We start from the raw sequence: 19,407 nt of genomic DNA, 5'->3' as shown, positions 1-19,407 counted from the left end.
CAATGGATTTCAGCAAGCTAACCGAACTGGCCGAGAAATTCGCGCTGAAGGACTACATGGCCACCGTGGCGAACTTCGAGGTGCCGGTCCCCGACGCCGCGATGCTCGCCCTCTTCGCGGTCCTGATCTTCGCGCTCCAGCGCTCGCAGCGGGCAGCCGTAAACGGGATGCGCGCAACCTTGGAGGCAGCTTATGCCGAGGAACTTCTGACCGCGAACCGCCGGGGCCACCGCGCCCGGTCCGATCTGGTGATCGCGCGCCGCGAGATCGAGCATGAGCGGCAGCGGAAGCGCGGCCTTCAGCGCAAGCGCATCGCCGCCGAACAGGGCGGCGGACCGCGGCCGGTATCGGTCCTGCGCGAAGTCGCCACGAACGGGGTCGCGCGCCTTTGAGGTGCAGCCCGATGAACCACTTCAGACAAACACAGCACACGTCCTAACCGACCGTCTTCTCAACCTTCCTCCCAAGACCGGAGCCTCGCTATGAACCTTACCCGCCTTGTGTACTACAGCCAGCGCAACCCATCGATGAGCCTGAAGCTTGATGAGCTTCTGGTTACCTGCAAGCGCAACAACGCCCCTGCCAACGTCACCGGAATCCTGCACTACAACGGAAACTACTTCCTGCAGGTTCTTGAGGGCGGTCGCGCCGAGGTCAGCGCGATCTATCACCGGATCGCTGCCGACCCGCGGCACATCAACATCATCCTGATCTCGTGCCAGGACGTGCGCGAACGGATCTTCCCGAGCTGGTCGATGGGCCTGCACGAAGGCATGGGCGAAGCAACGCGGAAGATCTTCCTGCGCTACTTCCCCAGCAGCAACGTGAACCCTGAAGCAGTCAGCGTCGACAGCCTGCTCGACTTTCTCCAGGACGTCTCAGCCGAGCTGACCTGACCAACGGGGCAAAGCAGGCGCTGTCGCGACGAATGCGGCAAGCGCCTGCCCCTGCCTGCCAACCAAGTGCCTCTGCCTGACGCTTCATGTTCCACGCCAACTCTCAAGAAACACGAGAAGCTCTCTCCTCATTTGGACCCAGTTCGATGACAACTGCAGAAACACTCCCAAATCCGGAAGAAGTGGACGAGCTCAAGCCCGGCACGCAGCTCCTGCATGGGCAGTACAAGATCCGCGAATATCTGAATGCCGGCGGGTTCGGCATCACCTACCTTGCGGGCGACAGCCTGGACCGCACCGTCGTGATCAAGGAGTGCTTCCCCGGGGCGTTCTGCCGCCGGAGCGAGCTTCTGGTCCACGCAAGATCGCGCGCCTTCCAGGGTGAACTTCGCACGATCGTTCAGCTCTTCCTGCAAGAGGCGCGTTCGCTGGCGAGACTGCAGCACCCCAACATCGTCGGCGTGCACCAGGTCTTTGAAGGCAACAACACAGCCTACATGGCGCTGGACTTTGTCGAGGGCAGCGACCTTTTCGAACTGATCGAACGGCGCGATCCCCGGCTCAAGCCCGCCACGATCCGCGCGATACTGGAAAAGCTTCTGGACGCGATTGGCGCCGTGCATTCGGCCGGTCTTCTGCACCGCGACATCTCGCCCGACAACATCATCGTCACCGAAACCATGGAGCCCGTGCTGATCGACTTCGGCGCCGCACGGGAACAGGCGACACGGAAGACCCGCGCGCTGTCGGCGCTGCGCATCGTCAAGGACGGATACTCCCCGCAGGAATTCTACGTCGCCGGAAGCGAGCAGGGACCGGCAAGCGATCTCTACTCGCTGGCCGCCACCTTCTATCACCTGATCACCGGCCATGTGCCGCCCAACAGCCAGCTGCGTGTCGCGGCCCATGTCGACGGCCAGCCCGATCCGTACGTCCCGCTGGCCAAGCAGACCGACCAATACGACACCGCGTTCTGCGAGGCGCTGGACCGCGCAATCGGCATTCTTCCGCGGTCGCGCTTCCAGTCGGCGCACGAATGGCTCGATTGCCTGAAGGGCAAGCGCAGCACTAGCGTTGCAGTCGCGCCGAAGTCGCGCCCGATCAAGTCGGCCGCAACGTTCAGTCCCGCAGCTACAGCAGCGAAGACAGATGCCCCGCAGAAATCGAAGATGGTCAAACTCCTCGCCGGTGCCGCAACCGCGCTGGTCCTGGCCGGTGGTGGCATGGTCCTGACAAGCCCCGGCCAGGGAAATGGCGGGGCCGATGCCGTCGCCGGGGCCACCTCGCGGACCTCACCGCCCGCAGCCGAGACGACCAAGGCCGAAGCGGCCGAGGCGTTCAATTCGGCCCTGGCCAAGATGTCTGACGAACCCGCAGCGTCTGCCGCGCTGGCAGCAACTCCTGATGCCGCGCCTCGTGCCGCGACCCCTGCCCCGGCAGTCCAGACCCGCGAAGAGCTTCCCGGCGTGGGCGTCCTGACCGTCAGCTGGACGGTCGATCTGCCCTTCACCACCACCGCACCCGATGGCCTGGTCATTTCCAGCACCAGAGACGGCGCCGCGGCGGGCCTCGTGCCCGGAATGAAGATCACCGAAGTGGAAGGCCAGCCTGTGGCAAGCCTTTCCGAAGCGGTTGCGAAGATGCAGTCGGCCAAGTCGACCATTTCTGGCGAGATCGTCACGGTCACGCTGACGTTGAAGGACGAAGCGACCGGCAAGGTCGTTAATGAGAAAGTGGCGATGCCCGTCATTCGACAGGCGGCGTTTCCGAACGGCCTGTCGTTCCGCTCGCACTTCGCCAACGGGGCCTGGGTGACAGAAGTCGCCGAGGTGCCGGCCGATCAGGGCAGCGATCTTCGCAGTGGCGACGTCGTTGTCGCAACGATGCCGACGCGCGAACCGATCACGGACATCGATCAGCTTCGGGATCTGCTCGTGCGCGAGGCTCTGGCAGGCAAGACTTCTATCAGCATCGTGGTCCGCCGCGACGGATTGATCTGGGTCGGTGAGATGGCGGTCGGTGCGACCGCCGGATAGGCAGCAAGGTTTGTGGCGCATGCCCTCCATCCGGAAGATGGGATGGGCCTGCGGCCAGGAAAAATGGGGGAAGGGCGCGTGAATGTGGCGTTCATCTAAGGTTCGGTTCGATGTGGCGACCGCGATCGATCGCGGGAGCCGCGATTATCAGGAAGACGCCGTTGTCGCGGACTTTCCGGTCGGCAACGACTGTGGCCTCGGCATCCTTGCCGACGGCATGGGCGGGCATGCGGCGGGCGACGCCGCCAGCACCGTCGTGGTGACCGAGGTCTTCTCCTCGCTCAAGTTCCGCAAAGCCTCATTCATCGACCGTGAGCCCGAGGTGCCGTCCTACCTGCGCGCCGCCGCCACAGCCGCAAATGCAGCCATCGACCGCCATGTCGCGGCACACCCCGGCACGCGCGGGATGGGCTCTACCCTCGTCGCGACAGCCCTTGTCGGCCCGCATCTTTACTGGGTTTCGGTCGGGGACTCTCCGCTTTATCTGCACCGCGGCCGCTCCCTGAGCCGCCTGAACGAAAACCACTCCATGGGCGAGCAAATCGACGCCATGGTAGCCCTTGGCCAGATGAATGCCGAACTGGGCCGCACCCATCCGGACCGGAGCTGCCTGACATCGGCCATCTCTGGCCACAAGATCGCACGCATCAACTGCCCGCAGACGCCCTACGCTCTGCAGGCCGGCGACATCGTCGTGGTATCCAGCGACGGATTGCTGTCGCTGGACGACGAAACGCTCGAGAGGGTCCTCCGCCGCAACGCCAAGCGGCCAAGCCTCGAGATCGCCGAAACGCTGATCGAGGCGGTGCGCGACCTGCGCCAGACCGACCAGGACAACGTCTCGATCATCGTGATCAAGGTTCTGTCCGACAAGGCGCTTGCATCCCCCTTGGTGTCGGCTGGCGGCATCGTCGCTGGCGGCAGGCCGCAGACCCGGATCGTCGACTCGATGGAGGTCTTCGACGCCGTTGTCATTGACGAAGACGAGCCGGTGAAACCAATCCGCCACGCAGTGGGTCGATAGCCGACCGACGCACAACAGTTTCGATTTGACGCCGGGACGACCGGTTGTCCGCCACCCATTACGGAGAAGACCTATGTCGAAGATCCAGACCCGTTTGCATCGTGCCGGTTTCGGCATTTCCGCGCTTGCCGGAGCGATGCTGACTGTCGCCTCCGCCAATGCCGAGACGGTCACGCTTCGGTCGATTGACGGGCTCTTTGTCCTGACGGGTCAGGTTCTGGATGCAAGCAACGGCAACTACGTGATCCAGGGCCCCCTGGGCGAGTTGCGCGTCAGCGCGGAACGGGTGACCTGCGAAGGAACCGCCTGCCCGCAGGTCGCCGCAGCCGAGCCCGCTCCCACCAAGGCCGAGCCCGACGCCAAGCCGCTGGATACTGCTGCCTCCAAGCCCTTGGCAGCGACCGTCGAGACACGGCTCCTGGCGGGGTTTGCCGCAACCTTCGATGCGCCCCTCTCCGTGGAAGAGGTGCCCGGCATCGGCCATCGGCTTTCTGGTGCCGACACTGGTGAAGTTGTCGTAGCAAACGGTGCCCAAGCCGCCACCGCCTTGACCGAAGGCACAGCCGACTTCGCCTTTCACTCCGGTCCCCTTTCGGAAGCCGGCGCCCTGCGCGCGGATGTCGTGGCCTTCGATGCTCTGGCCGTGCTTGCGAACCCTTCTAACCCGGTCGACAAGCTGACACTCGAAGAGCTCCGTGATGTCTACGCCGGGCGCATCACCAGCTGGGTTGATCTCGGTGGCGAAGACCGGCCCATTCGGGTGATCGGCTTCGATCAAAGCCTGGCCACGCGCGACGCGCTCGAGGCTGCTCTATTCGCGGGCGCCGAGGTGGCGCGCGCTCCTGGCCAGACGATGCCGCAGGGGGCCGACGCTGCCGATCTCGTGGTTGCCGACCCTTCGGCGATTGCCTTTGTGCCCCTGTCTGCAAAAGGCGATGCACCTGCGGTTGAGGTTGTCGATGCCTGCGGCGTTGCCACTGCGCTCGACACCACCTCGCTCAAGACCGGCGCCTATCCACTTCTGGCCCCGGTCGCTCTGCTCAGCCGCGCTGACGCTACCGACGCCCAAGGCCAGGATTTCCGGGCCTACGCGCTTTCGACAGCAGCCGACGCCGCCTATGCCGAGGCCGGTCTGGTCGACCGCAGCATCCTCCGCGTCCCGCACAGCGAGGAGGTCAGCCTTCCGGCTACTACGGGCACCAACCGGACGGCGCGGCTGGCGCAAGAGCTGCTTGACGACACAGCGCGCCATGACCGGCTGACGACGATGGTCCGGTTCGGCTCCGGCTCTACAGCAATTGATGCCGACAGCGTGGCCCACCTCGCGCGGCTCGTCGACTATCTTGCCGAACTGCCGCAAGGGACCAGCGTCCTTCTTGCCGGTTTCGGCGACAACGTCGGAACGGCACAGACCAATCGGGCAGTGTCGGCCAGCCGGGCGCTCAACGTGGCCGAGGCTTTGCAGCGTGCCGGCGGTGAGCGGCTCGCCGGGATCGAGATCGCGGCCAAGGGTTTTGGCGATCTTGCCCCACTGGCCTGCAACGATGTGGAAAGTGGCCGCGCTGCCAATCGCCGCGTCGAGGTCTGGATCGAAAGCCCCGTCCAGGGCTGACATCCCGGCACGAGGCGCTGGTCTGCTAACGAACCAGCTGCCTTGGCAGCACAATCCGCACCGCAAGCCCGCCCAGCGTTTGTGATGCGTCAAGCTCAAGCGTGGCATCATAGGCCTTCAAGAGATCGATTGCGATCGCCAGCCCTAGGCCGGTGCCCGGCGTCGACGTGTCAAGCCGCCTGCCCGACTGCAGCGCCGCATTACGATCCTTTTCGGCGATCCCGGGGCCGTCATCCTCGATAGTCAGCTCGATCCCCTGGGACACCCGCCGCGCCGTCATCGAAATCGCCCGGCGGCACCATTTCAGTGCGTTGTCCAGCAGGTTGCCCAGCACTTCCTCGATGTCCTGCGCATCGACGCGGATCGTCAGATTTGGCTCGCAGACCGTCGACAGCTCTTTGCCATCCCGTTTGGCCATTGCCGCAAACATCCGCGAGAACCGGTTGACCGAATTGCTGAGGTCGGTGCGCGCAAAGGTCGTCTCGCCCGTGTTCGACATCCGGATCCGCGCCAAAGACCGGCCAAGCTGCGCATCCAGCCGATCGAGCGCATCAAGCGCCTTGTCGGTGGCCCGGCCCTTCCCGGCCAGGGCCGAAAGCTCATTGCGCAGGATCGCACTTGGCGTCTTCAGCGCATGGGCCAGATCGGCGGCCTGGCGGCGTGACCGGCCGACGATGTCGCGGTTGCGCGCAAGCAAGGTGTTGATATCACCGACAAGCGGCGCCACTTCTTCGGGATAGTCCTTGCCGTCCAGCGCCTCTTCGCTTTCCCACCGATGCGCTACGTCACGTCGAAGCTTGTCAAGCGGTCTGGCAATCGCCGCCGTCTGCAGGATCGTGCTGGCAAGGCCCAGCACTGCGACCAGCGCAAAGGCCACGATCAGACTGCGGCGCGTCTCGGCACGTTCGGCGACCAGATCCGCCCGGCTTTCGGCGACAGCCACGCTCCATTCGCTGCCGTCTTCCAGCGTGATGACCTGATGGGCGATCCGAACCTGATCAAGCTCGGTGCTCTCGGCGTCCGTCAACGTCAGCTTACCAGACCCGGTTTGCGGAACCGGCAAGGTGCCGTCCAGAAGCGATGCCGACGCATAGATCTGGCCATCCGGCCCGACAACCTGCCAATAGCGGCCAGAGAGCGGTGTCTGATAAGCAGGGTCGAAGATCAGATCGCCAAGGCCGTCGGGGTCGTCGGGAACGTTGCTCAGCGCTACGACAATCTGAGTATGGCGATCCGCGAGCGTACTGTCAAAACGGTCCAGAACCTTCTGATTCAGAAAGGAATACAGCAACAGGGTCCCGACAGTAACCGCCACCAGGGCCGACACCCCGCCGCTGATCCATGCCCTCTTCCGCAGCGACAGCATCAGGACGGTTCGATCATGTATCCGCGGCCGCGCATGGTCTGTATGAGGTCAGGCCCCAGCTTCTTTCTCAGACGGTTGATGAAGACGGCAATCGTGTTGGAATCGCGGTCGCCGTCGTATTCGTAGATGTGCTCGGAAAGCTCGGTGCGCGAAATCAGACGCCCGGCGTTGTGCATCAGGTACGACAGAACCGCGACTTCCTGAGCCGTCAGATCGACCGGCACTCCCCCGACAGTCACCCTGCCCGTCCGGGTATCGAAGACGACGCCTTTGCTTTCCACAAGCGGGCTCACCCGTCCGGCGCTTCGCCTCAGCGTCGCACGGACGCGCGCGGCCAGCTCGGGCAAATGGAACGGCTTGGTCATATAGTCGTCGGCTCCGGCATCCAGACCATCCACCCGGTCCGACCAGCCGTCCCGCGCCGTCAGGATCAGCACGGGCGTCGAAATGCCGTTGCTGCGCCATTCCTTAAGGATCGACGTGCCGTCCCGGATCGGCAGTCCGATATCCAGAATGATCATGTCATAAGGTTCGGTCGAACCCAGAAAGCAGGCTTCCTGGCCGTCGTGCACGACATCGACGATCCTGCCCTCCGCCGACAGCAGCTTCTTGATCTGGTCGCACAGGACCGGTTCATCTTCTGCAAGAAGAATTCTCATGGCCGCCGGGGTACTACCCTAGTTTGGCAACATTAAGGGCAAGACCTAGCCTTTGCCGCCACCGTTGCCATTCCCGCCGCCGTTGCCCCCACCATTTCCGCCACCACCACCATTGCCGCCGCCGTTACCCCCACCGTTTCCGTTGCCCCCGCCATTGCCGCCGCTGTTCCCGTTCCCACCGGAGTTGCCGTTTCCGCCCGCGGCCTTGCCCTTGCTCTTGCCGTTCTTGCCCTCAGAGTCCTGCGCGGCCTTGGTCACCTGCTTCCCGACGGAAGAGTTCTTCTTGACCTGCTCACCCGTGCTTGCATCGACAATCACGCTGATCAACGTCCCATCGGACCGCTTCAGCACGATCCGGTAATAGACCCCGTCCGCCTCGAAGGCACGCGCCTCGATCGCTTCGGCACCGATCGAAGTCACGACGGCATCGATCACCGCCTTCAAGCTGATCGTCTGACCCGCATTCACGATCCTGCGCAGCTCAGAGGCACTGATCTCACGCACAGTCGCATCGACTGCAGGCGCAAGAAGCGACAGCAGTCCCGCAACGAGCAAAGCTTGGACACGTTTCATGGCACCATTTGTAGCAAGCCTGACGTGAACTCAAGATGAATGGCCGGTTCCTGCCCCGTTAAACCCGCTTGGTGTCTAATGCCCAAACACCCTGCACTGCCGCGTCGGCTTCAGGCGCGAGATCTTTGCAGTCCAAGTCAACCCGCGGGAAGGCGACTTCCCGGATTTACCCCGAAATGAGGTTTAGCATGAAACACGCAACCAAAACGATCTTGAAAGCCTGTTCGCTGTCGATGGCCCTGCTCGGGTCGGCATCATTTATCGCAATCGTATCGCTTCCGGACATGGCCCAGGCCGACAACGGAAAGGGTGGTGGAAACGGCAATGGCGGCGGCAATGGCAATGGCGGCGGGAACGGCAACGGGAACGGTGGCAGCAAAGGCGGTGGAAACGGGAACAGCAGCGATGGTGGAAACGGTAGTGGCGGCGGCAAGGCCGACAGGGCCGACAAGGCCAGCAAGTCGGAAGGCGGCAAGAGCCAGACCACCAAAGTGAAGAAAACAAAGTCGGTCGAGACCACCAAGACCGGAACCGCCGAAACCGCTGAAACCGGCAAGACCAAGACGGCCAAGGCAAAGAAGATCAAGGCGAAAAGCACCGAAGACGGCGTCGCCCATCCTTCTGAACTTGGCGCGCTGAACGCCGCACACGCATCGCCGAACGCGCTGAAGAACGCCTCGCCGAATTCGCGGGTCGGGCGCATTGCGGCCTATCGCGATGCCGTGGTTGCAGGTGAGGCGCTGGAGGCCGAACTTGAAGAAAAGAAGGCCGAGCTGGAGACGTTGACGCCGCCTGATCGCCCACTTGCAGAGATCGACGCCGACGTGGATGCCGCCGCAGCCGATGTTTCGGACAAAGCGGCAACGGTGGCCGAGCTGGAGCAGGCTCTGGCCGATGCCGGCGGATCGGACGAGCAGATCGAAAGCGATCTGGCTGCAGCCGAGGAAGACCTTGCGGCCGCCGAAGCCGCGCTGGATGAGGTCGAGGCGGAACAGGCCGCAGCTGTCGAGTATGAAACGGTCAGCGCGGAAGTCGACGAGCTGACCCAGAAAGTCGAGGATCAGCCCGAGCTTGAGCGCGACCTCCTGGAAGCCGCGGCGAACAAGCCGGTGACCGACGAAGTCGAGGCTGCCGTCAAGAAACTGCTCGGTCTCGATACGGAAGAGGCGGAAGAGACTGAAGAAACCGTCCAGTAAGGGCAGCCCCCCGGCGGGCCTGGCACCACTTGCCATGACTGCCGGGGATTTCATCGCTTTGCCAAATGCCCTTTGGCGCTGCGGTGAACCAAAGTTGCAAAGCAAGAAGGGCCACCTTTGAGGGTGGCCCTTCTTGCTTGCTGAAGTATCCGATCACGCGTTGGTGGTGCGCGACGCGATCATGTCCAGCGCGGTTACCAGATCCTCGATTGGCGGAAAGCGCTGCAGCTTTTCAAAAGGCCTGCGGCTTGATCTTGCCCGGCCTTGCGCTACCCATTCTTCGCGCTGCTGAAGGTCAAGTGTCAAAGAAAGTCGGTCTTGAGCAGACTTGGAACCAATCATTTCAAACCCCCTGGCCCGTCGGAACTGCGATTCGGTTGGAGTACCCGACTGAGCTTCCGCTGATCCTGCAACACTGAAGTTAAACCGGCCGAAAACCCCGCGTTCACTTTCTATTAATCTTCGCAGATGGGCCGCCTATCCTTCTGCCGCCCGTTCAGATGTCGATCTGCGCAAAGCCGTCACGCAGCGCACCCGACCAGGCCTCGCTCATCGCGCGGAAAGCCGGGTCGCCCGCCTCGATCCGCCGCCTCTGCGAAACCTCGCAAGCGTCCCGTTCGATCACGCAAAGGTCCAGCGGCATGCCTACTGACAGGTTCGACCGAAGCGTCGAATCCATCGACAGAAGCACCGCCTTCTGCCCGTCCTTCAAACTGGTCGACGGCTTGACGACCCGGTCGAGGATCGGCTTGCCGTATTTGTGCTCGCCGATCTGCAGGAAGGGGGTGTCCTCGGTCGCTTCGATGAAATTGCCCTCGGGATAGATCAGGAACAGCCGCATCGCACCACCCTTGCGCTGCCCTGCGACAATCATCGCCGCGCTCGCGCCCTGCATCGCGGACAGCTTCTCGTCGACCTCGGCCCGGACGCTTGCCAGACGACTGCCAACGATCTCGGCCACCTTCAGCATGGTCGGCGCCAGCATGATCGATGTCTCGGGCGTGGCCTCGGGGTCGTCGATCGCTTCGCGCAGCTGGGCGATCGTGGTCTGCGACACCGAAAGGCTGCCCGCGGTCATGATGACAATGACCCGCTCGCCCTTGTCCTCGAAGGTGAACATCTTGCGGTAGGTCGAGATGTTGTCGAGCCCGGCATTGGTGCGCGTATCCGACAGAAGCACCATGCCTTCGTTCAACAACAGGCCCACGCAATACGTCATCTTTCCCCTCCGGCTGCGGGCCGACACTATTGTGAGGACAGTCTTGGGTTCAAGCCTTCCCGCACAGGAAACGCGAGAGAAACCTGCGCGGATGGCATCGCCCGTCCTACCGTCCGTCCCTGACGGCGCTTGCACCTTGCAGTGAAGGATCGGACCATCATGCCACAGCATCTCCCTGACGAAATCGTCCACGACACGCGGCTCTACGATGACCGCTACTGGGTGTCCGAGCCGGAGTTCCCGGATGTCAGTTGGCTGCCCCTGATGTTCGACCTGTCCAGCGGCAACCATACCGAAATCATGCGGGTCAAGAAGGGCGGCCAGCTTGGCCGGAACTTCCATACCACGCCGGTGCGTGGCTTCGTTCTCGACGGGACACCAACGGGCTTGGTGCAGACCTGATCGACCGGCTCTGCCGCTAGACGCGAACCTGGCCGCTTACTGGCTCTGGCTCTGGCTCTGGCTCTGGTTCAGGATCGCGACCGTCACGTCCATCTCCTCCCTCCCGCCGCCACGGGCCACGCCGCGGATCGGGGCCGCGTCCTGCGCGTCAAAGCCCGAGCCGAGCCGGATGTAGCGCTCGTCCGGGCAACAGCGGTTCGCCGGATCGAAACCAACCCAGCCAAGCCCGGGCACATAAAGCTCGGCCCAGGCATGGGCGGCCTCGTGCGCGCTGCCATCCTCGGTCGCGAAGAGATAACCCGAGACATAGCGCGCCGGGATCTCCCGCACCCGCGCCACCGCGATCAGGGCATGCGCATGATCCTGGCAAACCCCCTCACCCAGCGCCAGCGCCTCGGCCGCCGTGGTATGGGCGTGGGTCACGCCCGGACGGTAGGCAATCGCATCCGCCACCACCGCACTCAGCACATGGGCCAGTTCCAGCGGTTCCGCCGCCTCGGCCCGCCCGGCAAGCGCGATCAACGCCACGTCAGCCCGCGTAGCCCCGGTGGCCCGCAGATAGCAGCCCGGCGCGACGGCTTCCCGATGCCCGCGCAAGACGCCGGTCAGGTCCACCGTCTCGACCGTGCCGCGTACCCTGACTTCGACCTCGCTGACCGGCCCGGCCACCGTCCAGCCCTGAACCCGGTCGCCCGCCCCGTCGCGATGCGTGGCCCCCTTTACACCGCCCGAGACCGTGACCTCCCAGTCGATGACCTTCTGTCCGGCAAACGTCGAAGGCGTCAGCCGATGGCTCTGCACCACCGACCGCACTGGCCGGTCGTATTGGTAGCGGGTCACATGATCGACGGTCAGTCGCATGTCAGCGCATCTCTCCGCTTAAGTAGGCGTCGTTGATGGCCGTGGCCAGTTCCGCTGTCTCGGCGATGAAGCGCGTCAGGTATTCGTGCAGCCCCTCGTCGAAAATCGCATCGACCGTCGTCCCCTCAACCGCCGCCATCAAGGCCCCCGCCCTTTCCTGCGCTGCCGTCTCGCGGCCATAGGCCTTGGCAACGCGGCCGAGATGATTGACCAGCCCCGCCGAGCAGGTGGCCAACGACCGCGGGGATTGCGGGTTGCGGATCAGGAAGTCGGCGATCTTCGCCGCCGTAACCTCGCCGCCATAGGCCCAGTGAAATGCCCGATGCGAGCCCATGGCGCGCAACAGCGTGGACCATTGATAGTTGTCCAGGCCCGAGCCGACGTAATCCACCCGCGGCAGAAGGACATAGTACTTCACGTCCATCAGCCGCGCGGTGTTGTCGCCGCGTTCCAGGTAGTAGCCGACGTTCAGGAAGTTGAAGCCGTCGTCGCGCAGAAGCGTTGCATCGATGGCCCCCCGCAGCATGGCCGCATGACGCGTCGTCCAGTCGGTCAGCCGACTCAGTTCCAGGGTCGAGCGTTCCATCCGCTCCAGCCCACGCAGTTCCTGGAAGGCCGTGTTCAGCGCGTCCCAGACCTGCGTCGTAAGCGCCGTCCGCACGATCCGCCCGTTTTCCCGCGCGGCGGTAATGCAGCTTGCAATCGACGAAGGATTGTCGCGGTCGAAGAACAGAAAGCTCTCGATGTTGCGCTGCACCGGGTCGCCGTATTTCCGGTCAAACGCCGCAGCCATGCCGGTGGCTTGCAGAACGCTGTCCCACTCGCTCCGGTAGCCATGCGCTGATGGCAGAAGGCTGATCCGGCTGCCCACTTCCAGTAGACGGGCGACGGTGTCGGCCCGCTCCAAGTAGCGCGCGATCCAGTAGAGGTTGTCGGCGGTCCGGCTCAGCATGGGCGGCCCTTCGGCCCGGCGGCCAGCCCCCCCACCCCGGCCCTCCCCCCCGAGGGGGGAGGGAGGTGCTGGTTGCCACGGTACTGCCAGATGCCACACCGGGTCATTGTTCGTGATGGCGGTGCCGGGCACCTCCCTCCCCCCCCGTGGGGGAGGGCCGGGGTGGGGGGGCTACCACCAGTCACGGCGAAAACGCCTGTCAAACCCGCACCCCTCATTCCGCCAGCACCCATGTATCCTTGACCCCGCCCCCCTGGGACGAGTTCACCACCAGCGACCCCTCCTTCAGCGCCACCCGCGTGAGGCCACCGGGCACAAGCTCGATCCGCTCGCCCACCAGGCAGTAGGGCCGCAGGTCCACATGCCGCGGCGCCACGCCCTCATCGACAAAGGTCGGCACGGTCGAAAGCGCCAGCGTCGGCTGGGCGATGTAGTTTCCAGGATCCTCGCTCAGCTTCGCACGGAACCGCTCCACCTCCTCGCGGCTCGCTTTCGGCCCGACGAGCATCCCGTACCCGCCCGAGCCGTGGACTTCCTTCACCACCAGGTCCGGCAGCTGGTCCAGCACATAGGCCAGGTCGTCCGACTTGCCGCACTGCCAGGTCGGCACGTTCTGCAGGATCGGCTCTTCGCCCAGATAGAACCGCACCATTTCAGGTACATAGGTGTAGACTGCCTTGTCGTCCGCCACCCCCGCCCCAGGTGCGCTGCAGATCGACACCCCGCCGCTGCGATAGACATCCATAAGCCCCGGCACACCAAGCATCGAGTCCGGCCGGAAGCACAGCGGATCGAGGTAGGCATCGTCGATCCGCCGGTAGATCACGTCAACACGCTGCGGCCCCTCGGTCGTGCGCATGTAGACATATTCGCCATCGACAAAGAGGTCCTGCCCCTCGACCAGCTCCACCCCCATCAGGTCCGCAAGGAGCGAATGCTCGTAATACGCACTGTTGAAATGGCCCGGCGTCAGGATGACGACCGTCGGCTCGCCCTTGCACTTCGCCGGCGCGACGCTGGCCAGCGTCCGGCGCAGCTTGTCTGAATAGTTGTCAACCGGCTCGATCCGGTTCTCGCGGAAAAGGTCGGGGAACATCCGCATCATGATCTCGCGGCTTTCCAGCATGTAGCTGACACCCGACGGCGTGCGGCAGTTGTCCTCCAGCACATAGAACTCGTCCGGCCCGGTGCGCACGATGTCGACGCCCACGATATGGGAATAGACCCCCTTCGGCGGAACAAACCCGGTGACCGCCTTCTCGTAAGCCTCGTTCTGGTAGACCAGACGCGCAGGAATACGCCCCGCGCGTATGATCTCGCCCCGCCCGTAGACATCGACCAGAAAGGCGTTCAACGCCCGCGCCCGCTGCTTGATGCCGCGTTCCAGTTTCGACCACTCGGCGCCGGAAAAGACGCGGGGGAACATGTCGAACGGGATCAGCCGATCCGGATCGCCCCCCTCGCCATAGACCGCGAAGGTGATCCCGATCCGCCGGAACAGCGCCTCGGCCTCGGCCTGCTTCAGGCTTCGCAGCTCTTGCGGCATGGTCGCCACCCAGTCCTGCAAGCGCGCATAGGGCGGGCGGACTGCGGTCCCCTGAAACATCTCGTTGAACTGCGCCAAGGATTCCCTCCGGCTGCCTTGTGCCGACTAGAGCAGAGTGCGTGCATCGCGAAAAGGGCTTGATCGACAGTAGCGCCTTTTGCCTGACCATCTGCCTAAAGTTTGGGCGGGGGTCGCGGCTGCCACTTACCCAACCGAACGGAGGCCCGCTGTCCCCCAGGCGAACATCGCCGCCTTCCTCAAGTCCTACCGGAGCATCGCTATCCAGTCATGGCCGGGATGCAGCTGCTCCAGCCAACGGCGCAGATCGGCCTTTTCGTTCGACTGCAGTTTCGGCAGAGCCGCTTGAAAATCACGTTCATCCTTTTCGCGGTGGTACTTGGCCTTGAACAGGAGCACGATCGACGGCGCCAGGTAGGATATGCCAGCGGCACTCCTGCGAATGGCTGCCGCTCTCGGCAAACGGATCAACGGATCCCGCTTATACGCCCAAAACTCCGGCGTTCCCCGTTCCAGCATCATGTCCACCCGCCAACGTCCCGCAGCAAGGTCGGCTCCCCACAGCTGCCAGGTGTCGGCGGGCACGGTTACAGTCGAAGGGAGATGGGTCAGAGTCCCCGCGCTGGCGATGAAGAACTCCAGTTCGGACAATGACTTCCGGCAGCTTTCAATCTGCTCCGGGCGAACGGCAAACTCCAGATCGTCGTGCGCACGCGTCTGGTGGCCGTGCCACAAATCCAATGCCCAGCCGCCGGCAACGTACCAATCCGCCGTCGAGCGCCCGAGACGAGCCGAAAGCTCATCTGGCGACCAAGCGTCCCAGGCGTTTTCCGGAAGTGGCATCATTTAGACAACGATCATAACAGCTTGGGGCCCGCTTCTATCCCGCCCGGATCACGGAACGCAACGACCGCTTCAACGCCAGGCAAAAGCCCGAACCGGCCCGCTGCGGGTTGAGTCGCGCCGCATGGTTAACCACCTTCCACTCAGATGCGCGCATAGACGGAAACAAGATGAAAACAAGACGGAAACAAAATCATAGACCTGTTCGAAAGCTCCAGGATTAACACAGCGTTCTCAAAAGCTTGCAGGTCGATCTAAATCCTTTTGTACGGTGTTCCGATGTTTCTCGTTCACCGCTCCTTAGCTCCATACCACGGCACCCTAAGCCGCCGTCCCAGGCTTCGCCTCGGGCCGCAAAACCAACCCGCCCTCGCGTTCCAGAAACGCCACCACCTCGGCCACCCCCTGCCCCTGCCGCAACCTGGCCATCACATAGGGCCGCGCACCCCTCGCACGGCGGGTATCGGCTTCCAGAAGCATCGGGTCCACGCCGACGTAAGGTGCCAGATCGGTCTTGTTGACGATCAGAAGGTCCGACCGCGTAACCCCCGGCCCCCGCTTCCGCGGGATGTCCTGCCCGGCCGCCGTGTCGATCACATATATAGTGATATCAGCAAGTTCCGGGCTATAGGTCGCAGCCAGATTGTCGCCGCCCGACTCTATCAGGATCAGGTCCAGGTCCGGATGCGCCCGCCGCAAATCGGCGACAGCGGCCAGATTGATGCTGGCATCCTCACGGATCGCGGTATGCGGGCAGCCCCCCGTTTCCACCCCCCTGATGCGGTCGGCAGGCAGGACCTGCGCGCGCAAAAGGTACTCGGCATCCTCGCGCGTGTAGATGTCGTTGGTGATCACCGCCATCGAGCAGCGCGCACCCAGGGCTCTCGCAAGTTGTTCAGTCAACGTGGTTTTCCCGGCTCCGACCGGTCCACCGATACCCACTCGCAAGGGACCGTTCGCGCTCATGTCCTGAAAATCCTCACATCCATCGTCTCATGCCTCATCGCAGCGAGGTCCGCCCCAAAAGCCGCGGCCCCAAGATCGTCCAGCGTCAGGGTGATCGCCTCGCCAGCCAGAGCATCGATCAGAGGGTGCAGCGCCGCAAGCACCCCCTGCCCCTCCGCCTGCCCAAGCGGCATGAACCGCATCGCGACCGAGGTCAAGTTGCTGGCAAAAGCATGCAGATACAAGGCTGTAACCTGAGCCTCCGGCAGGCCCAAGGCACCAGCCGCCTCTCCCACCGCGACCGGCAACGCACGCGGGGGAAGCGCCCGGCCCGTCAGTCCGGCGACTGTAGCCGCAAAGGCCGCCCCCTGATCCAGCGTTTCGGTCAGCCGCTCCGACGAGGGCTGCAAGGCGCGGGCCATGGCATCCAGAGCGTCGTGGTCGGCGTCCCCCCGCAGCGCCTGCACCAGAAGGATCGCGTCCTGCTGGCCCGCGCCGAACTTCAGCACTTCCGACAGCCACAGCTGCAAGCCTTTGGCATTGCTCACCGTTCCGTCAGAAATCGCAGCCTCAAGCCCGTGCGAATAGGCGAAGCTCCCGGTCGGAAACGCCGGGGACAGCCATTGCACAAGGGTCAGCAACGCGGTCACGAGGCATCCCGATGACCGAACGGCAGCTTGGGGGCATGGAAATGCGCATGCCCATCGCCATGATCGTGCCAGCCTAAGCTCTCCTCCGGCCCATGCGAATGCCCCATCGTCCGCCCGATGCCATATGCGCCACCTTCAGGGGTGAAGGGCTCGCTGACGGACGCCAGAGTAGCACCCAGCCCGGTCAGCATGGCCTCCAGCACATGATCGCGGCGGATGAGCAGGCGCCCCGCTTCGATCTGGCAGGGTGTATGCCGGTTGCCAATGTGCCAGGCATATCGAAGAAGGTCCGGACCGGTGATCTGGACCAGCGACTCCTCCGCCGCAACGATCTGGATCGCGCGGCCATCTTCAAGAAGAAAGCCCCAGTATTCGTCAAGGTTGGTCACCGTAGGCAAATCCACCAGGAAACCCTCGTCATGCGCGGTCACCAGCCGCTTCCGACGCAAGACGCGCTCGTCATAGCCCAGAACCACGACGCCATGGCAGGTCTCTGGTGCTTCTTTCAGAAGTCCGAGTGCGGCAGGAAGATCTGTCATCTCAGTGCCTTAGCTAAGGGAGCTATCACGGCGACCCTCCCTTCAGTACAGGAAGTACCGCTGCGCCAGAGGAAGCTCCTCCGCCGGTTCGCAGGTGAGAAGCACCCCATCGGCCCGCACCTCATAAGTCTCCGGGTCCACCTCAATCGCGGGCGTGGCCGAGTTCAGCCTCATGTCGGCCTTCTTCACCCCCCGCGTCCCCATGACGGCGACGGTCTCTTTCGCAAGTCCTAACCGCTGCCCGATCCCGTCCTCCTGCGCGGCCTGGCTGACAAACGTCACCGCATTCCGCGTAAGGCTCCCGCCATAGGCCCCGAACATCGGCCGTGTGTGGACAGGCTGCGGCGTGGGGATCGAGGCGTTCGGGTCGCCCATCTGCGCCACAACAATCACCCCACCCATCAGCACCATCTCGGGCTTGGCACCAAAGAAGGCGGGCGACCACAGCACCAGATCGGCACGTTTGCCGACCTCGACACTGCCGATATGGTCCGAAATCCCATGCACGATGGCCGGGTTGATCGTGTACTTCGCGATGTACCGGCGGACGCGCAGGTTGTCGTTCTGGCCTTGCTCGCCCTCCAGCCGCCCACGCTGCAGCTTCATCTTGTGCGCGGTCTGCCAGGTTCGAGTGATGACCTCACCCACCCGGCCCATTGCCTGGCTGTCCGATGACAACACGCTGAAAGCACCGAGATCATGCAGGATGTCCTCCGCCGCAATCGTCTCGCGCCGGATGCGGCTTTCGGCGAAGGCCACATCCTCGGGCACCCGGCGGTCGAGGTGGTGGCAGACCATCAGCATATCCAGATGCTCTTCGATGGTGTTGACCGTGTAGGGCATCGTCGGGTTGGTCGATGACGGCAGCACATTCTGCGACGACACCACCTTGATGATATCCGGCGCGTGCCCGCCCCCCGCACCCTCGGTGTGAAACGCGTGGATCGTCCGGCCCGCGATGGCCTTCAGCGTATTCTCCACGAAGCCGCTTTCGTTCAGCGTGTCGGTGTGGATCATCACTTGCACGTCCATCGCATCGGCGACCGTCAGGCAGCAGTCGATGGCCGCAGGCGTCGTGCCCCAATCCTCGTGCAGTTTCAGGCACGAGGCCCCCGCCCTGATCTGCTCCTCCAGCGCGGCAGGCAGCGAGGCATTGCCCTTCCCCGCAAAGGCCAGGTTCATCGGAAACGCATCTGCGGCCTGCATCATCCGCATCAGGTGCCAGGGGCCGGGGGTGCAAGTGGTCGCCAGGGTGCCGTGCGCCGGGCCCGTGCCACCGCCAAGCATGGTCGTAAGGCCAGAGTGCAAGGCATCGTCAATCTGCTGGGGGCAGATGAAATGGATATGGGCGTCCATTCCCCCGGCTGTCAGTATCTTCCCCTCGCCCGCAATGATCTCGGTCCCCGGCCCGATGATGACGTCCACACCCGGCTGGGTGTCGGGGTTCCCCGCCTTGCCGATCCTGGCGATCCGCCCGTCGCGAAGGCCCACATCCGCCTTCACGATGCCTGTCCAGTCCACGATCAGCGCGTTGGTGATCACCGTATCCATAGCACCCTGCGCCCGGGTCAGCTGCGACTGCCCCATCCCGTCGCGAATGACCTTGCCGCCGCCGAACTTGACCTCATCGCCATAGCGCAGCGCATTCGCCTGCCCCGAGGAGCGTTCGGCGATCAGGTCACGCTCGACCTCGATGACAAGGTCGGTATCGCCCAGCCGGACCCGGTCGCCCACCGTCGGGCCATACATGTCGGCATAGGTCTTGCGGGAAATCACTGCAGGCATCGGCAATCCTTCGTCATCGGCGGTTCACGCCAGAAACCTCTCATCCACCGGCACACCCAGCGCGGTCGCCAGCGCATTCGTCTGGCTCGCCATCGCGATCACGGCCAAAAGCTCGCCGTGCTGCGCCGCGGTCATCCCCTTGGCCTTGGCCGCGGCCGTATGGGAATGGACGCAATAGGCGCAGCCGTTGGCGGTGGAGACGGCGAGATAGACCATCTCCTTCACCAAGGGGTCGAGCGCGCCCGGCGCCATCACCACCTGCAACCGCTCCCATGTGGCCTTCAG

The 19,407-nt window shown here is 63.8% G+C and carries 21 protein-coding genes; 7 read left to right on the top strand and 14 right to left on the bottom strand.

Annotated elements, in window-relative coordinates; translation table 11 throughout:
• Window positions 1–2: 2 nt before the first annotated feature.
• From ACRCSW_RS16095 to ACRCSW_RS16075, 5 genes are all read left to right on the top strand, one after another.
• Entirely contained in the window at window positions 3–392 is a 390-nt protein-coding gene (locus ACRCSW_RS16095; RefSeq protein WP_438706661.1) for a hypothetical protein, read from the top strand.
• Window positions 393–482: 90 nt separating this feature from the next.
• Complete coding sequence (locus tag ACRCSW_RS16090) at window positions 483–896, top strand: BLUF domain-containing protein (RefSeq protein WP_438706660.1); 414 nt, start codon at window positions 483–485, stop codon at window positions 894–896.
• 146 nt (window positions 897–1,042) lie between these two features.
• Window positions 1,043–2,932: a protein kinase domain-containing protein gene (locus ACRCSW_RS16085; protein ID WP_438706659.1), complete on the top strand. Its 1,890-nt coding sequence runs from the start codon at window positions 1,043–1,045 to the stop codon at window positions 2,930–2,932.
• A gap of 82 nt (window positions 2,933–3,014) precedes the next feature.
• Window positions 3,015–3,956 carry a PP2C family protein-serine/threonine phosphatase gene (locus ACRCSW_RS16080; protein WP_438706658.1) on the top strand — a complete coding sequence of 314 codons (942 nt, stop codon included), beginning with the start codon at window positions 3,015–3,017 and terminating at the stop codon, window positions 3,954–3,956.
• A gap of 73 nt (window positions 3,957–4,029) precedes the next feature.
• Entirely contained in the window at window positions 4,030–5,568 is a 1,539-nt protein-coding gene (locus ACRCSW_RS16075; protein ID WP_438706657.1) for a phosphate ABC transporter substrate-binding/OmpA family protein, read from the top strand.
• Between the two features lie 25 nt (window positions 5,569–5,593).
• On the opposite strand, the gene ACRCSW_RS16070 is transcribed toward ACRCSW_RS16075, so the two are convergent.
• The 3 genes from ACRCSW_RS16070 to ACRCSW_RS16060 are packed head-to-tail and all read right to left on the bottom strand — an operon-like array spanning window position 5,594 to window position 8,166.
• Complete coding sequence (locus ACRCSW_RS16070) at window positions 5,594–6,934, bottom strand: ATP-binding protein (RefSeq protein ID WP_438706656.1); 1,341 nt, start codon at window positions 6,932–6,934, stop codon at window positions 5,594–5,596.
• Complete coding sequence (locus ACRCSW_RS16065; RefSeq protein ID WP_438706655.1) at window positions 6,934–7,593, bottom strand: response regulator transcription factor; 660 nt, start codon at window positions 7,591–7,593, stop codon at window positions 6,934–6,936. The genes ACRCSW_RS16070 and ACRCSW_RS16065 overlap by 1 nt, the downstream gene beginning before the upstream one ends.
• A gap of 45 nt (window positions 7,594–7,638) precedes the next feature.
• Complete coding sequence (locus ACRCSW_RS16060) at window positions 7,639–8,166, bottom strand: PepSY domain-containing protein (RefSeq protein ID WP_438706654.1); 528 nt, start codon at window positions 8,164–8,166, stop codon at window positions 7,639–7,641.
• Between the two features lie 188 nt (window positions 8,167–8,354).
• Between ACRCSW_RS16060 and ACRCSW_RS16055 the strand changes: the two genes are divergently transcribed.
• On the top strand, window positions 8,355–9,362 hold the full coding sequence (locus ACRCSW_RS16055; RefSeq protein ID WP_438706653.1) for a hypothetical protein: 1,008 nt from the start codon (window positions 8,355–8,357) through the stop codon (window positions 9,360–9,362).
• A gap of 153 nt (window positions 9,363–9,515) precedes the next feature.
• Here the strand turns inward: ACRCSW_RS16055 and ACRCSW_RS16050 are convergent, their stop codons facing one another.
• Window positions 9,516–9,704 (bottom strand): hypothetical protein, encoded by a 189-nt coding sequence (locus tag ACRCSW_RS16050; RefSeq protein ID WP_438706652.1) that lies wholly within the window; start codon window positions 9,702–9,704, stop codon window positions 9,516–9,518.
• 154 nt (window positions 9,705–9,858) lie between these two features.
• Entirely contained in the window at window positions 9,859–10,581 is a 723-nt protein-coding gene (locus ACRCSW_RS16045; RefSeq protein ID WP_438706651.1) for a proteasome-type protease, read from the bottom strand.
• 159 nt (window positions 10,582–10,740) lie between these two features.
• Between ACRCSW_RS16045 and ACRCSW_RS16040 the strand changes: the two genes are divergently transcribed.
• Window positions 10,741–10,983, top strand: a complete 243-nt coding sequence (locus tag ACRCSW_RS16040) for a hypothetical protein (RefSeq protein WP_438706650.1) — start codon at window positions 10,741–10,743, stop codon at window positions 10,981–10,983.
• 36 nt (window positions 10,984–11,019) lie between these two features.
• Here the strand turns inward: ACRCSW_RS16040 and ACRCSW_RS16035 are convergent, their stop codons facing one another.
• From ACRCSW_RS16035 to ACRCSW_RS15995, 9 genes are all read right to left on the bottom strand, one after another.
• Window positions 11,020–11,844: a transglutaminase family protein gene (locus ACRCSW_RS16035; RefSeq protein WP_438706649.1), complete on the bottom strand. Its 825-nt coding sequence runs from the start codon at window positions 11,842–11,844 to the stop codon at window positions 11,020–11,022.
• A gap of 1 nt (window position 11,845) precedes the next feature.
• Entirely contained in the window at window positions 11,846–12,796 is a 951-nt protein-coding gene (locus ACRCSW_RS16030; RefSeq protein WP_438706648.1) for an alpha-E domain-containing protein, read from the bottom strand.
• A 214-nt stretch (window positions 12,797–13,010) separates the two neighbouring features.
• Window positions 13,011–14,402 (bottom strand): circularly permuted type 2 ATP-grasp protein, encoded by a 1,392-nt coding sequence (locus ACRCSW_RS16025; RefSeq protein WP_438706688.1) that lies wholly within the window; start codon window positions 14,400–14,402, stop codon window positions 13,011–13,013.
• A gap of 204 nt (window positions 14,403–14,606) precedes the next feature.
• Window positions 14,607–15,206 carry a nucleotidyltransferase domain-containing protein gene (locus tag ACRCSW_RS16020; RefSeq protein ID WP_438706647.1) on the bottom strand — a complete coding sequence of 200 codons (600 nt, stop codon included), beginning with the start codon at window positions 15,204–15,206 and terminating at the stop codon, window positions 14,607–14,609.
• A gap of 318 nt (window positions 15,207–15,524) precedes the next feature.
• Window positions 15,525–16,169 carry an urease accessory protein UreG gene (gene ureG, locus ACRCSW_RS16015; RefSeq protein ID WP_438706646.1) on the bottom strand — a complete coding sequence of 215 codons (645 nt, stop codon included), beginning with the start codon at window positions 16,167–16,169 and terminating at the stop codon, window positions 15,525–15,527.
• A complete protein-coding gene (locus ACRCSW_RS16010) occupies window positions 16,166–16,798 on the bottom strand; it encodes an urease accessory protein UreF (RefSeq protein WP_438706645.1) in 633 nt (210 codons plus the stop codon). Before ACRCSW_RS16010 ends, ureG begins: the two co-directional genes overlap by 4 nt.
• On the bottom strand, window positions 16,795–17,337 hold the full coding sequence (locus ACRCSW_RS16005) for an urease accessory protein UreE (RefSeq protein WP_438706644.1): 543 nt from the start codon (window positions 17,335–17,337) through the stop codon (window positions 16,795–16,797). Before ACRCSW_RS16005 ends, ACRCSW_RS16010 begins: the two co-directional genes overlap by 4 nt.
• Before the next feature lie 42 nt (window positions 17,338–17,379).
• Window positions 17,380–19,122, bottom strand: coding sequence for an urease subunit alpha (ureC, locus tag ACRCSW_RS16000; RefSeq protein ID WP_438706643.1), 1,743 nt, complete (start codon window positions 19,120–19,122; stop codon window positions 17,380–17,382).
• A 24-nt stretch (window positions 19,123–19,146) separates the two neighbouring features.
• Window positions 19,147–19,407: carboxymuconolactone decarboxylase family protein (locus tag ACRCSW_RS15995; protein ID WP_438706642.1), on the bottom strand; the 261-nt coding region annotated here is incomplete at its 5' end.

This window comes from Tabrizicola sp. (genome assembly GCF_051645465.1).
GTDB lineage: Bacteria > Pseudomonadota > Alphaproteobacteria > Rhodobacterales > Rhodobacteraceae > Tabrizicola.
This window is presented reverse-complemented; position numbering and strand designations above follow the sequence as displayed.